This is a genomic window from Pseudaquabacterium inlustre (assembly GCF_038066595.1).
Lineage (GTDB): Bacteria > Pseudomonadota > Gammaproteobacteria > Burkholderiales > Burkholderiaceae_C > Pseudaquabacterium > Pseudaquabacterium inlustre.
Genome location: NZ_JBBUTH010000010.1, coordinates 461,320 through 477,455 on the forward strand (window position 1 = coordinate 461,320; position 16,136 = coordinate 477,455).

Annotated in this window: 1 protein-coding gene (running past one end of the window); it reads left to right on the forward strand. The window is 72.5% G+C overall.

All coding sequences use genetic code 11. The features are described 5' to 3' along the window. Nucleotides 1–16,114, forward strand: the end of a protein-coding gene (locus AACH10_RS22255) for a DUF4347 domain-containing protein (protein WP_341412725.1). It extends 26,189 nt beyond the left edge of the window; only the last 16,114 of its 42,303 coding nucleotides appear in the window; its start codon lies off the left edge, out of view; it ends in the stop codon at nucleotides 16,112–16,114. Nucleotides 16,115–16,136 lie beyond the last annotated feature (22 nt).

Here is a 16,136-nt window from a genome sequence, read left to right on the forward strand (position 1 = left end):
GCGCACCAGCGCCAGCGCGCAGGCGGGCGAGGACTGGTCGCTGGTGCTGGGTGGTCTGACCGCCAGCTACCGCACAGTCGCTGGCGACAGCCTGTCGACCATCGCCACCGAGCTGGCCCGGGCCATCCGCCAGCTGGGCAACGGCAGCGTGTACAGCGCCACGGCCACCGGCAGCCGCATCGAGGTCTCGGCCGGTGCCGGCTTCGATGTGCAGTTCCAGCGCAGCGGCAGCAACCGCGATGGCAGCCTGACACTGACGGGCGTGCCGGCCGGCAGCAGCAATGCGCGCTGGAGCGCGGCCACGGTCGATTTCAGCGGCACGCCGCAGCGCGGCGAGCAGTGGTCGGTGACGGTCAACGGCACCCCCTACAGCCACACCGCGCTGCGCACCGACAGCGTGGCGACCGTGGTGGCCGATCTGGTCGGCAAGATCAATGCCGACACCGCCACGCACCATGTGCAGGCCGCGGTGGACGCGCAGGACACCAGCCTGCTGCGCCTGACCGTCCAGGGCAGTGGCGACAGCCAGCTGCGCGCGCGCGCCTTCACGCTTTCGGTGGGCGTGGCCCAGGCGCCTTCCACCGGCGCCAACAGCCCCGGCAGCATCGCCACCGACACCGGCGTGGCCGCTGCTGCCACCACGCTGCAGGGCACGGTGACAGAAGGCGAGGCGTGGCAGATCACCGCCGTGCTCGACGGCCTGACCGTGACCGCCCAGCGGCCTGTGGCCACCGGCGAGTCCACGCTGGCCCAGGTGGCCAGCGGCCTGGCCGACAAGCTGAATGAAGCCATCACCGCCGCCGGCCACGACGCCGTGGCCCTGGCCGTCGGCTCGCAGGTGCTGATCACCGGCGCCTACACCACCATCACGCTGGCCACCAGCCAGCCCTTTGCCACCGATGCGTACACGCTCAGCGGCAGTCCGGCGGCTGGCCAGCTGTGGGCGCTGAACCTGCTGGGGGCCGACGGCACCGTGATCGCCCAGGCCTGGCACCGGGTGGCCAGTGGCAGCGAGACGCTGCAGGCCATCGCCAGCACGCTGGCGCAGCAGTTGGCCACGCCGCTGTCGGGCAGCGCCGCCTATGGTGTGCAGGCCGTCGACACCCGCGTGGTCGTGCAGCAGGCCGGCGGGGCCGGCCTCAGCCTGGTGGTGCCGGCCTCGGGGCAGGGCAGCACGCCTGTGCTGCACGACCTCGTCATCACCGGCACGCCCACGGCCGGCCAGGTCACGGCCGTGCGGCTGGTGCCGACCAGCGGCACCGAGCTGCGTGCCGCCTACGAGTGGCTGGGCACCGAGACCCTGGCGGGCCAGAGCGCGCAGCACTACATCGCCAACCAGCTGCGCAACCAGCTGGTGGCGCAGGACACCACGCAGGTCTACAGCATCGCGGTGCTGGGTGATGCGCTGGTGGTGCATGCGGCCGGCGCCTTTGAACTGCGCCCCGAAGCCGTGCAGCGCGTGCCGCTCAGCGGCGCGCCGGTGAGCGGGCAGACCTGGACCCTGACCGTCCTGCGCGGCGGCAGTCTGGTGGACAGCAAGTCGGCCCCGGTGGGCAGCGGCCAGACCCTGGCCGACGTGACCCGCGAACTGGCATCGCGGTGGAGCGATGCCCGCGTGGCGGTCAGCGCCGCCAGTGGCGCGACCACGCTGACGCTGGGCAGCCCGAGCCACCTGGGCGCCTTGACCGTCACCGTCACGGCCACCGACAGCGTGAGTGCGGCCAGCGCCGACGTGACGGGCCGCCAGCAGGCCACGCTGACCGTGACTGCCGACGACGCGCCGGGCGGCAATGCCCCCGCCGTGGGCAGCGTGTGGACGCTGAAGGCGCAGATCGGCAGCGACCCCGAGACCGATGTCGTGGCCTACACCTGGGACGCGCAAGGCAACCAGGGCAGCGGCACCGAGGCCGAATGGGTGGCCGACCAGCTGCGCGCCCTGTTTGCCGATCCGCAGACCGGCAGCGCGCTGCGTGTGCACTACGACCTGCTGGGCAGCGGCGACCAGCTGGCACTGCGCGCCAAGAGCGCGTCGGCCGGCAGCTTCTCGCTGCGGCTGGAGCAGGTGCGTGCCGGCCTGGCCGGCAGCGCCCAGGACGTGACCGTGGCCACCAGCAGCCCCACCGGGCAGGCCCTGGTGCTGACGGGCGCGCAGGCGGCCGGCAAGCGCTGGTCGGTGACGCTGGACGATGGCAGCCAGCCGGTCACGCGCAGCTACCTGGCCACCAGCGCCAGCCAGAGCCTGGCCGACATCGCCACCGAACTCGCCGGTCAGCTCGATGGCCTGACCGGCGTGGAGGCCGTGGCGCTGGGCGAGGCGATCTTCGTGCAGGGCGCAGGCAGCCTGACGCTCAGCGCCACCGCGGTCAGCAACACGGCCGACAACAGCACGACGCGCGCGCTGACACTGCCGCCCGCCGCGCAGGCCTGGTCGGTGCTGGTGCAGGGCAGCGGCGGCACCGTGCTGGCGCGCCAGGCCCATGCGGCAGGCCAGTCGCTGGCCGATTGGGTGAGCGACCTGAACACGGCGCTGGCCGCCGGCAGCGCCGAGGCGCAGGCGTTGCGCGCCGACCTTCAGGGCGATGTGCTGCGGGTCAGCCGCGCCGATGGCACGGCGTTGACACTGACGCTGGCCACGGCCGACGCGCTGGCGGTCTCGGCGGTCCGCCTGGCGGCCACCGAGAGCCTGGCCATGGACGGCGAGACCTGGACGCTGGCGTCGGGCGTGGGCGGCACGCCGGTTTCGCCGACGATCAGCGGGCATGGCGTGAGCGGCCTGGCGCTGGGCAGCCTGGCCGGCACGCTGGCTTCGGGCCTCGACGCGGCGCTCGGCACCGATCACCATGTGCTGGCGCTGGGCCAGCGCGTGATCGACCTGCGCCTGGGCGCGACCAGCACACCGGCGCTGGTGGGCAGCTACAGCGCGCCCGCGGTGGCCGGCAGCACGTCCACCACCGCCACCGCCCGCATCGACTGGTCGCAGACGGTCACGCTGGACACCGGAACCGGCGCCACGGCCAATGGGCAGAGCGACACCGACGACTGGCAGATTCGCGTGGGCGGCATCGCCTACCCGGCCACCGGCGCGAGCACGCTGGACGGGATTCGCGACCTGCTGGTGAGTGCCATCGGCGCCCAGGCCCAGGCGGTGTCGGGCCCGGTGGGGCAACTGGTGCTGTCCCAGGCCGACGGTGCCGAGATCGCCGTGGACCCCGCCACGCAGCAGCGCCGCGCCGTCCTGGCCGACAGCACGGCCGACAGCGCCGCACGCTACACCGCGATCAGCCTGGTGCTCGACACCCGCCAGGCGCCGGCGCTGGGCGAGCGCTGGGCGGTCACGATCCACGGCCAGACCTATGCCGTCGAGGCTGGGGCTGGCCAGAGCGTGGGCGCCATCGCCCAGGCCCTGGCCCAGCGCATCAGCACCGAAAGCGGTGGCCGGCTGCAGGCCAGCCGCGATTCCGGCAACACCGCACGCATCAACATCAGCCTGTCCAGCAGCGCTGCAGGGCGCTGGTTCACGGGCATCCGCCAGCCCACGGTCAATGTGGGCGGCGGTCATGTCTACGTGGTGCTGGACATCGACCACGCCGACCTGGTGCAGGGCGGCAGCTACGCCTACGACAGCACGGGTGAGCTCCACCGCTACGCGTTCAGCGCCAGCCCCACGCTGCGCATCACCGGCACGCAGGCCTTCGACGTGCTGTCGTCCAACGCCGCCTACGCCGCGGCGGCCACCACCAGCTACACGGCCGACAAGAACAACCGCGTGCTCGTGGACGGCCAGCCCGATGCGGGCAGCCAGTCCACCGCCGATCCGCTGGTGCAGCTCGACTTCACCCGCGCCGGCACCTACACCATCCGGGTGGGCTCGCTGGTCGACTACACCGACAACAGCGTGTTCAGCGACCGGGTGCAGGGTGTCTACGCCGGCAGCAACTACCAGCTGAACGTGTCGATGCAGCGCCACGCGGTGAACCCCAGCGCGGTGAACCTGGTGGGCATGGACCTCACGGTGGCCGATGGCAGTGCCGCCGGCCAGCGTGGCCGCGTGATGGCCTACGACGCGGCCACCAACACCTACACGCTCGACCAACTGCTCGGCGCGCAGCCCGTGGCCGGCAATGCCATGCAGTTCAGCTACAGCATGGCGCGCTTCGGCAGCTACCAGGAGGTCAACGACTTCTACACCGTGGGCCTGAGCCGCAACCCGGGCAGCGCGGGGTTGGTGGTCAATGTGACGCCCCAGGTCACGCCCACCTACAACGCCGCGCTGGCCTTCGACGCCGCGGCCAACCAGGGGGTGGCGGCCGGCGTGCAGGTGCAGGTGGGCACACCGCAGGCCCGTGTGCAGCTGACCGGCACCCCGGCTGCCAGCGAGCGCTGGGTGCTGCGCATCGACGGCATCGAGGCGGCTGCCGTCACCACCGTGGCCAACGACACGCTGAGCCGCATCGCCGCCGAGATGGTCACGCAGCTGCGGGCGCTGTTCCTGTCCGACAGCCGGTTCAGCCACTTCAGCCTGCCCGATGCCGGCCTGTCGGCCGATGGCACGGCCTTCACCATCGAGACCTACAGCCGTGCCGGCGGCGCAGCACCGCAGCGCTTCGTGGCCGCGTTGCAGGTGCAGCCGCACAGCGACGGCAGCGCGGCCGTGACCACCACGCGCAGCCTCACCTTGAGCGGCAGCGCCGTGCTGGGCGAGGTGTGGTCGCTCACCCTGGACGGCACGCGCTACCAGTACGCCGTGCTGGCGGGCGACACGCTGGCCAGCGTGTCGGCTGCGCTGCAGGCCCAGATCGCGCAGGCCGGGTTCACGGCCAGCAGCCGCAACCGCGTGCTCAGCGTCTCGCGCGCCGATGGCGCGGCGTTCAGCCTGACGGCCAGCGCCGGCGCCAGTGGCCTGGCCCGCGTGGATGCCAGCACCACGGTCGAGCTGGGTGGCCAGCCAGCCGAGGGCGAGCAGTGGCAGCTGACGCTGGTGGCCTCGCCGGCCGCGCCGGCCGACACGCAGCTGCTGTCGCACACCGTGGCCTACGGCGACGATCTGGCCGGCATCGCCCAGGCCTTGGCTGCCCAGCTGCCCGGCGCCAGCGGCTACAGCATCAGCGTGAAGGGCCGGGTGCTCAGCATCACGCGCGCCGATGGCCGCGCCGTCACCGCCGAACTGGCGCTGCGCAGCGCCAGCGCGCCGGGCCAGACCGTCAGCCAGGGCGGTGGCACGGTCACGGCGCAGCTGGTGTTCACCAGCGCCAACTGGCAGACGGCCCAGCAGGTGGACGTGTTCGGCATCGACGACGCGGTGCGCGACGGTGGCGACATGAAGCTCATCGCCACGCTGGACCAGCAGCGCGTGAACACCGTGCGTGGCCCGATCACCATCGACGGCGGCGTGCGCCTGAGCATCGACCGCTACCTGCGCGACCCGCTGATGCTGCCGGGCGAGAACAACAACCCGCAGGCCGACGGCACGCTCACCAGCGCAGGCAGCCTGGCGGGTCAGGCCACGCTGACCGACAGCGGCGCCAGCTACGTCGACCCGCTGCGCGGCGTGATGCCCGGCTTCGATCCGCGCATCGACGGCGGCGGCTACCGCTTCGGCGTGGTCGATCCGGTCACGCGGCAGGCGGGTGCGCTGCTGGACGCCACTGCGCTGCTGGGCACCGAGATCGCGGTGAAGGCCCGCACCGACGGCGCACCGGTCACGCGCCCGGCCATCACCGTGCTGGCCGATGGCAGCTACCGGGTGAGCGTCAACGGCCAGACCTATACCGAATCCGCAGTGGCCGGCTACTCGGCCACCGACATGCTGCGTGCGCTGGCCGCCCGCCTGGAGGCCACGGCCAACGTGTACGCCACGGTGGTCTATGACACGGTGGTGTTCAACCAGGCCTGGTCCGTCCTGCCGGCGGCCGGCAGTGCGTACTTCTTCCAGGCCGTGAACCCCAACCTGGGCGTGCGCGAGGCCGAGCAGGTGGACACGCTCAGCGTGCACAACGGGTTGAGTCCGGTCGACGATGTGGGCGTGCTCACGGCCGACCACCTCAGCGGCCTGGGCATGGGCCCCGACACGGTGATCGCCGGCCGCGTGGTGGCGGGTGGCATCAGCTACCGCAACATCGAGTCGCTGCAGATCGAGCTGGGCACCGGCAACGACCAGTTCACCGTGCAGTCCACCCACGCAGGCAGCACCGTGATCCGCACCGGTGACGGCCATGACCAGGTCACGGTCAGCACGCTGGGCGGCCACACCGTGCTCGACCTGGCCGGCGGTGACGACACGGTCAGCGTCACCGGTGCCCAGGGCCGGGCCGATGCCCTGGGCGGCCTGCTCAGCGTGGCGGGCGGCACCGGCAGCAACAGCCTGCTGCTGGACGACAGCGCGCGCAGCGAAGGCGGCGCGCTGGTGGTGGCGCCCGATTCGATCACCGGCCTGGGCATGGGCGCGGCCACTGCGCAGTGGCGGCTGCAGGTCAGCGGCGCGAGCGGCCAGTTCCAACTGCGCCTGCAGGGCGACATCACGGTGGACGGCCAGACCCGCCACGTCGATGCGACCACCCGCGCGCTGGCGCATGACGCCGATGCCGCGGCGCTGGCCCTGGCGTTGAACCAGGCGCTGGGCCTGAGCGCCGCGGTGCGGGTGAGCGGCAGCGCCGGCAGCTTCGTCATCGACATGGCCGGTGCGCTGACCGGCCAGGCCGGCCCCACGCTCAGCTGGGTGCAGATGGCCGGCGACGCCAACGCGCTGGCGCCGGCCCCCGACAGCAACGCCAGCGCCGGCGTGCGCCTCGATCTTCTGCGTGCTGGCGCGGCGGTGGCCAGCCATCCCAACAACGTGCAGACGCTGCAGCTGTCGGCGGGGGCCAGCGGCAGCTTCCGCCTGAAGGTGCTGGGCCACTGGACCGACGCGATCACGGTCGACGCCCAGCATCCCGACGCGCTGGCCGCCGCCGTGCTGGCGCGCCTGCAGCCGCTGCTGGACCCGGTCAACGGCAACCCCGACCTGCCGCACACCCGCAACGTGGCCGTGCTGCGCCTGGGCGACCGGCTGATCCTCACGTTCCAGGGCGCGCAGGCCACGGCGGGCATCGAGGCCTTGGACACCGCGGCCTTGGTGGGGACGCTGGGCCTGGCCACCCACCAGGCCGGCATCGACTACCGCGACATGGCCACGCTGGCCATCACGCTGGGCAGCGGGGCCGACACCGTGGATGTGCTGGGCACCACGGCCGCCACCCGCATCGACACCGGCGCCGGCGACGACCTGGTGAGCGTGGGCCATGACGCCAGCCGCGTGACCGGCACCATCGGCGACGTGCTGGGGCCCGTGCTGCAGCCGGCCGAGGGCGTGTATGCCAACGCCACCCTGGACGCCGTGACCGGCGCACTGACCCTCGACGCCGGCAGCGGTCACAACCGCCTGATGGTGAACGACCGCGCCAGCACCGTGGCCGACACCGCGGTGACCGTCACCGATGCGCGCATCACCGGCCTGGCACCGGCGGTGCTGAACTACAGCGCCACCGGTGGCGACTTCCAGCGCGGCATCACGCTGTGGGCCGGCCGTGGCAACGACGTGATCCGCATCGACAGCCTGCGCCGCGGCGACGTCACCACGCTGCATGCCAACGATGGCGATGACACGGTCACCGTGGGCAATGTGCTGGGCGGTGGGGGCGCGCAACTGCTGGTGGTGCAGGGCGGTCTGGGCAATGACCGCATCGACGCCTCGGCTGTCACCGATGCGCAGGTCAACCTGGTGCTGCTGGGCGACCAGGGCGTGCTGGGCATGGACGGCGCGCTGCCCGGCATGGCTGCGCTGCGCCGCGTGAGCACCACCCAGGTGGATGCCGGTGGCGACGACACGCTGATCGGCGGTGCCGGCGCCAATGTGCTGATTGGCGGTGCGGGGCATGACCGCCTCACCGGTGGCGCGGCCGACGATGTGCTGATCGGCGACGCCGGTCAGGTGGACTGGCAGGCCAGCGCGCGGCTGACCAGCCATTTCGAGCTGGCGGTGGACGACGGCGCCGCGTTCGCGCTGAGCTACGCCGGCCAGCGCGTGTGGGTGGCCGCGCAGGCCGATGCGGCCGGGGTGCTGGCGGCGCTGCAATCGCTCTCCGGCCTGGCTGGTGCGGCCATCACCGTCACCGGCGAGGCCGGGCGCTTCCAGGTCAGCGTGGCCCAGGCCACCACGGCCGGCGTGCTGCGTGCCGAGGCCGCCGCCAGCGCCGACTACGCCGCCGGCCTGCTCACGCTGGGCGCGAGCGGCCTGTTCGCGCTGACCGACGGCCAGGCCACCGTGCTGCTGCGCGCCGATGTCACCGCCCTCGAACTGGCGCAGGCATTGCAGCGCCTGCCCGTGGCCCAGGCGGCCGGCCTGACCGTGGGCAGTGGCAGCGACTTCGGTGGCACCTGGCTGCTGCAGGGCGCGGGCGTGGACAGCCTCTCGCTGCTGCCGCTGGGCGCTGCCACGCTGACGGCCCAGGCCGCCAGCCTGCAACTGTCGGCCGTGGCGGGCAGCTACCGCCTGGGCGACGGCAGCCAGAGTGCGCTGCTGGACCTGGCCGCCGGCGCCGCCACACTGGGCCAGGCACTGAACGCCATGCCCGCGCTGAACGGCGCGGCCTCGGTCACTGGCGACGCCACTGCCGGCTGGGCGCTCACCACACCCACGGCCGATGGCGTGCTGCTGCTGGCGGTGAGCGAGGCCGCGGGCGTGCGCACCCAGGTGGCCACTCAGGTGTCCAGCGCCAGCCGGGCCGATGACGTCATCGACGCCGGCAATGGCCACAACCTGGTGCTGGGTGGCCGCGGGGCCGACACGCTGGCCGCCGGTTCCGGCAACGATGTGCTGCTGGGCGACCAGGGTGTGGTCGGCTTTGACAATGCCGGACGCTGGACGACGGTGCGCAGCACCGACACCACCGACGGTGCGGCCGACCAGATGGCCGCAGGCCAGGGCGACAACCTGCTGGTTGGCGGCGCAGGCGGCGATGTGCTGAGTGCCGGTGACGGCAGCGACACCGCGCTGGGCGACAACGCCGAGGTCGAGCGCGCGCTGCCCGGCGTGTGGACCAGCGTGCGCAGCACCGCGCTGGATGCGGGTGGTGATGACCGCATCACGCTGGGCAACGGCGCCAAGCGGGTGATCGGTGGCTTCGGTGCCGACACGTTGACGGCAGGCGCTGGCACGCACCGGGTGGCGGGCGACAACGCGGTATTCAGCTTCAACGCCGCAGGCGTGCTGGTGCGCGCATCCACGCTGGACACCACGGCGGCCACGGGCAGCAACGACGCGATCACGCTGGGTGACGGCAGCAGCAACGTGCTGGCCGGCACCGGTGCCGACACGGTGCGCACGGGCACCGGCGAGGAAGTGATCGTCGGCGACAACGGCGAACTGCTGTTCGACGCGCAGGGGCGCCTGACCACGGCCACCAGCACCGAACCCGAGTTGGGTGGCAACGACAGCATCACCACCGGCAACGGCGACAAGCTGGTCATCGGTGGCGCGGGCAACGATGCCATCGCCACCGGCGGCGGTCGCGACACCGTGCTGGGTGACAGCGGGCAGGTGCTGGTGTTCGCCAACGACACCGCGCTCAGCCAGGTGCGCAGCACGGCGGCTAGCCTGGGCGGCGATGACACGATCGACACGGGTGCTGGCGATGCGGTGATCCTGGGCGGCGCGGGCACCGATCGCGTCACCAGCGGCAACGCGACGTCTGGCAGCACCGCCGTCACCGTGGTGCTGGGCGACAACGGTCAGATCGACTGGTCGGCGGCAGGCGTGCTGTCCAGTGTCGCGAGCACGTCGTTGGACGTCGGCGGCGATGATCTGATCGCGCTGGGCAATGGCGACAAGCTGGTGATCGGTGGCTTTGGCGCCGACACCATCACGGCCGGCACCGGCGCGCATCAGGCGGCTGGCGACAACGCCGTGTTCAGCTTCAACGCATCCGGCGTGCTGACCCGCGCAGCCACGCTGGACACCACGGCGGCCACGGGCGGCAACGACACGATCACGCTCGGCGACGGCCGCAACACCGTGCTGTCCGGCGTGGGTGCCGACACCGTGGCCACCGGTACTGGCAATGCCGCCCTGCTGGCCGACAACGGCGAGTTGCTGTTCGATGCGCAGGGCCGCCTGACCACGGCCACCAGCACCGAGCCCGAGCTGGGTGGCAACGACAGCATCACCACCGGCAACGGCGACAAGCTGGTGATCGGTGGCGCGGGCAACGATGCCATCACCACCGGCAGCGGCCGCGACACCGTGCTGGGTGACAGCGGCCAGGTGCTGGTGTTCGCCAACGACACCGCACTCAGCCAGGTGCGCAGCACGGCCACCGCCTCGGGTGGTGACGACACCGTCGACACCGGCGCAGGCGACGCGGTCATCGTCGGCGGCGCAGGTGCTGACCAGATCACCGGTGGTGACGCCACGGCCGGCAGCACGGCCCTCACCATCGTGCTGGGTGACAGCGGCCAGATCGACTGGTCGGCATCAGGCGTGATCGGCACTGTCACCAGCACCGCGCTGGACGCTGGCGGCGACGACCGCATCACACTGGGCAACGGGGCCAAGCTGGTGATCGGTGGCTTCGGTGCCGACACCTTGACGGCAGGCGCGGGTACGCACCAGGTGGCGGGCGACAACGCGGTGTTCAGCTTCAACGCATCCGGCGTGCTGGTGCGCACGGCGACGCTGGACACCACTGCGGCCACTGGTGGCAACGACGCGATCACGCTGGGTGCCGGCAGCAGCAACGTGCTGGCCGGCACCGGTGCCGACACGGTGCGCACGGGCACCGGCGAGGAAGTGATCGTCGGCGACAACGGCGAACTGCTGTTCGACGCGCAGGGGCGCCTGACCACGGCCACCAGCACCGAGCCCGAACTGGGAGGCAACGACAGCATCACCACCGGCAATGGCGACAAGCTGGTGATCGGTGGCGCGGGCAACGATGCCATCACCACCGGCAGCGGTCGCGACACCGTGCTGGGTGACAGCGGTCAGGTGCTGGTGTTTGCCAACGACACCGCACTCAGCCAGGTGCGCAGCACGGCCACCGCCACCGGGGGCGATGACACGATCGACACGGGTGCTGGCGATGCGGTGATCCTGGGTGGCGCGGGCGCCGATCGCGTCACCAGCGGCAATGTGACGTCTGGCAGCAGCGCCGTCACCGTGGTGCTGGGCGACAACGGCCAGATCGACTGGTCAGCGGCAGGCATCCTCAGTGCTGTCACCAGCACCGCGTTGGATGCCGGCGGCAACGACCAAATCGCGCTGGGCACTGGCGACAAGCTGGTGATCGGTGGCTTTGGCGCCGACACCATCACGGCCGGCACCGGCGCGCACCAGGCAGCGGGCGACCACGCCGTGTTCAGCTTCAACGCATCCGGTGTGCTGACCCGCGCAGCCACGCTGGACACCACGGCGGCCACGGGCGGCAACGACACGATCACGCTCGGCGACGGCCGCAACACCGTGCTGTCCGGCGTGGGCGCCGACACGGTGACCACTGGCACCGGCAACGACACGGTACTGGCCGACAACGGCGAACTGCTGTTCGACGCGCAGGGGCGCCTGACCGCGGCCAGCAGCACCGAGCCCGAGCTGGGTGACAACGACCGCATCATCACCGGCAACGGCGACAAGCTGGTCATCGGTGGCGCGGGCAACGATGCCATCACCACCGGCAGCGGCCGCGACACCGTGCTGGGTGACAGCGGCCAGGTGCTGGTGTTCGCCAACGACACCGCACTCAGCCAGGTGCGCAGCACGGCCACCGCCTCGGGTGGTGACGACACCGTCGACACCGGCGCAGGCGACGCGGTCATCGTTGGCGGCGCGGGCGCCGACCAGATCACCGGTGGTGATGCCACGGCCGGCAGCACGGCCCTCACCATCGTGCTGGGTGACAGCGGCCAGATCGACTGGTCGGCATCAGGCGTGATCGGCACCGTCACCAGCACCGCGCTGGACGCTGGCGGCGATGACCGCATCACGCTGGGCAACGGCGCCAAGCTGGTGATCGGCGGCTTCGGTACCGACACGCTGGCCGCTGGCGCGGGCACGCACCTGGTGGCGGGCGACAACGCGGTGTTCAGCTTCAACGCCGCAGGCGTGCTGGTGCGTGCCGCGACGCTGGACAGCACGGCTGCCACGGGCGGCAACGACACGATCACGCTGGGTGACGGCAACAGCAACGTGCTGGCCGGTACCGGTGCCGACACGGCGCGCACGGGCAACGGCGAGGAAGTGATCGTCGGCGACAACGGCGAGTTGCTGTTCGATGCCCAAGGCCGCCTGACCACGGCCACCAGCACCGAGCCCGAGCTGGGTGGCAACGACAGCATCACCACCGGCAACGGCGACAAGCTGGTCATCGGTGGTGCGGGCAGCGATGCCATCACCACCGGCAGCGGCCGCGACACCGTGCTGGGTGACAGCGGCCAGGTGCTGGTGTTCGCCAACGACACCGCACTCAGCCAGGTGCGCAGCACGGCCACCGCCTCGGGTGGTGACGACACCGTCGACACCGGCGCAGGCGACGCGGTCATCGTTGGCGGCGCGGGCGCCGACCAGATCACCGGTGGTGACGCCACGGCCGGCAGCACGGCCCTCACCATCGTGCTGGGTGACAGCGGCCAGATCGACTGGTCGGCATCAGGCGTGATCGGCACAGTCACCAGCACCGCGCTGGACGCTGGCGGCGACGACCGCATCACGCTGGGTAACGGCGCCAAGCTGGTGATCGGTGGCTTCGGTGCCGACACGTTGACGGCAGGCGCGGGCACGCACCAGGTGGCGGGCGACAACGCGGTGTTCAGCTTCAACGCCGCAGGCGTGCTGGTGCGCGCGGCGACGCTGGACACCACGTCGGCCACGGGGGGCAACGATGCGATCACGCTGGGCGACGGCAGCAGCAACGTGCTGGGCGGCACCGGTGCCGACACGGTGCGCACGAGCACCGGCGAGGAAGTGATCGTCAGCGACAACGGCGAACTGCTGTTCGACGCGCAGGGGCGCCTGACCACGGCCACCAGCACCGAGCCCGAGCTGGGGGGCAACGACAGCATCACCACCGGCAACGGCGACAAGCTGGTGATCGGTGGCGCGGGCAACGATGCCATCACCACCGGCAGCGGCCGCGACACCGCGCTGGGCGACAGCGGTCAGGTGCTGGTGTTTGCCAACGACACCGCACTCAGCCAGGTGCGCAGCACGACCACCGCCACCGGGGGCGACGACACCGTCGACACCGGCGCAGGCGACGCGGTCATCGTCGGCGGCGCAGGCGCCGACCAGATCACCGGTGGTGATGCCACGGCCGGCAGCCCGGCCCTCACCATCGTGCTGGGCGACAGCGGCCAGATCGACTGGTCGGCATCAGGCGTGATCGGCACTGTCACCAGCACCGCGCTGGATGCCGGTGGCGATGACCGCATCACGCTGGGCAACGGCGCCAAGCTGGTGATCGGCGGCGTTGGCGCCGACACGCTGCAGGCCGGTCAGGGCCTGCATCTCGCGGCCGGTGACCATGCCACGTTCAGCTTCAACGGCGCTGGCGTCCTGGTCCAGGCCATCACCATCGACCTGAGCCCGGTCACCGGCGGCAGCGACAGCCTGGTCGTCGGCGATGGCGTGGCGGTGCTGCTGGGCGGCACGGGTGACGACCGCCTGCAGGCCGGCCACGGCGACCAGCAGGTGGCCGGCGACCACGCGCGTCTGCAATTCAACGATGCCGGTTTGCTGGTGCGTGCCGAGACCCTGGACAGCGATGCGCTGCCGGGCGGTAACGACGACATCGCGCTGGGTGATGGCCGCCATGTGGTGCTGGGCGGTCAGGGCAATGACCGCATCGCCACCGGCCGTGGCGACGACGTGGTGCTGGGCGACGCCGGTGCCGTGCAGCTGCGCGCCGATGGCCTGGCGCTGGAGCAGGTGAGCACCGACCCGACCGCGGCCCGAACCTCCGCCCAGGCGCTGCGGGCCGACTTGCGCACGGCGGCGCTGCCCACCGTGGCCACCGAGGGCGACGACACGCTGCGCCTGGGCGACGGCGCCAAGACCGTGCTGGCCGGCGGAGGCCGCGATGCGCTGACCGCCGGGGCCGGCCGCCATGTGGTGCTGGGCGACGGCGGCGAGCTGATCTACAACATCGCCGGCGCACTGGTCGAGGCCCGCAGCCTGCCCACCAGCAACCCGGCCGTGGCGGTCGACGCCGACGCCGATGCCATTGCACTGGGTGATGGCGACAACCTGGTGATCGGCGGCCTGGGCGCCGACCTGATCGTCACCGGCCAGGGCACCGACATCCTGCTGGGCGACAACGGCCAGCTGCAGATGGACGCCAGCGGCCAGCATGCGCAGCAGCTGCGCACGCTCGACGATGCGCAGGGCGGTGCCGATGTGATCCAGGCCGGTGCCGGCGTCAAGACCGTGCTCGCTGGCGCCGGCGCCGACACCGTGCAGGCCGGTGTGGATGCCACCAGCGGTCAGGCCGACAGCGCGGCGGCGGCGCGCGTGGTCTTCGGCGATGGCGGCGTGATCGACTTCAACGAGGCCGGCCGTGCCACGCGCTACACCACGCTGCAGCCCGCGCTGTTGCAGCCGGCCGACGACCGCATCGTGCTGGGCGACGGCGACAACATCGCGCTGGGCGGTGCCGGTGGCGACACGGTGCGCACCGGCAACGGCAACAACGTGCTGCTGGGCGATGGCGGCGTGCTGCAGCGCGACGACGCGGGCGAGGCCTGGGTGCAGCTGCGCAGCACGCTGCCCGAGGGCTTGAGCGCCGATGCCCTGGCCCAGGCTGGCGGCGATGACCAGCTGCAGGCCGGCAACGGCCGCCAGATCGTGCTGGCCGGACAGGGCAGTGACCGTGTGGCCACCGGCGCCGGCGGCAGCCTGGTGCTGGGCGACAACGGCCAGATCGACTTCGCCGACGGCCAGGCCGAGCAGGCGCAGACCACCGACGGCGTGGCCGGCAGCGGCGGCGACGACCAGATCGTGCTGGGCGACGGTGACAACACCGTGCTGGCCGGCGTGGGCAGTGACCAGGTGGCCACTGGCGCTGGCCGCGATGCGGTGCTGGGCGATGGCGGCACGGTGGACTTCGACGCCGCCACCGGCGCGGTGCTGTCGCTGCGCAGCGGTGATCCGCGGCTGGGCGGTGATGACACGCTGCAGCTGGGCGCCGGCGACGACCTGGCCATCGCCGGGGCCGGCGGCGACACGCTGGACGGCGGCGCCGGCCAGGATGTGCTGGTGGGCGATGGGGCGGTGATCAGCCAGCGGCCCGACGAAGGCCGCGTGCGCGTGCTGTCGATCGACGTCACCGAGGGTGGCAATGACCAGCTCGACGGTGGTGATGGCAACGACATCGTGGTCGCCGGTCAGGGCCGTGACCTGATGTTCGGCAGCCTGTCGGAAGACCTGCTGCTGGGTGGCAATGCCGCCGTGCGCATGAAGGATGGGCTGGCCGAGCAGGTGCAGGCCGACACGCACGACCTGTCCACCGAGACGCTGTTCAAGTCCTTCGCACCGGCGCCGGCCACCGCGGAGGGGGCGGCGGCCGCTGCTGCGGCCGATGACCTGGCCGCCGACGCCGGGCGCCTGCCGCCATCGATGGCCACGCCTGTGGCGCGCCTGCTGGATGCAGCCGCCTTCCGCCGCCTGTTCCAGTCGGTGCTGCACATGCCCGGCGGCCATGCCGACGGCTCGGAGGCGCCGGCCGCCGACGACGCCCCGGCCCGCGCCGAGGCCGCGGGTTCGCGTACCGACCCACGCCACGCCCCGCGCAGCAGCCCGCCGGCGCGCGACGGCGAGGCGCCCGATGCCGAGGTGCCGGCGTTGCCGCGTGTCCAGACCGCGGGCCAAGCTGCCGCTGCCGCCGGCCAACCGGCCACCCAGCCCACGCCTGGGCCAGCGCAAGCGGCTGCGCACCCGACGGCGCCCGCACCGGCCGCAGCCGCCGACACCAGCGCCCTGCCTGGCGGCGTGATGGCCGCCGCCACACTGGCCGCATTGCCGCGCCGCGGCCTGCTCGACCGCCAGGCCATGCAGGGCCGCCAGCACATAGACTGGCGCTCGCGCCGCTGACTGCGCGCGCCGGCACGGCCGC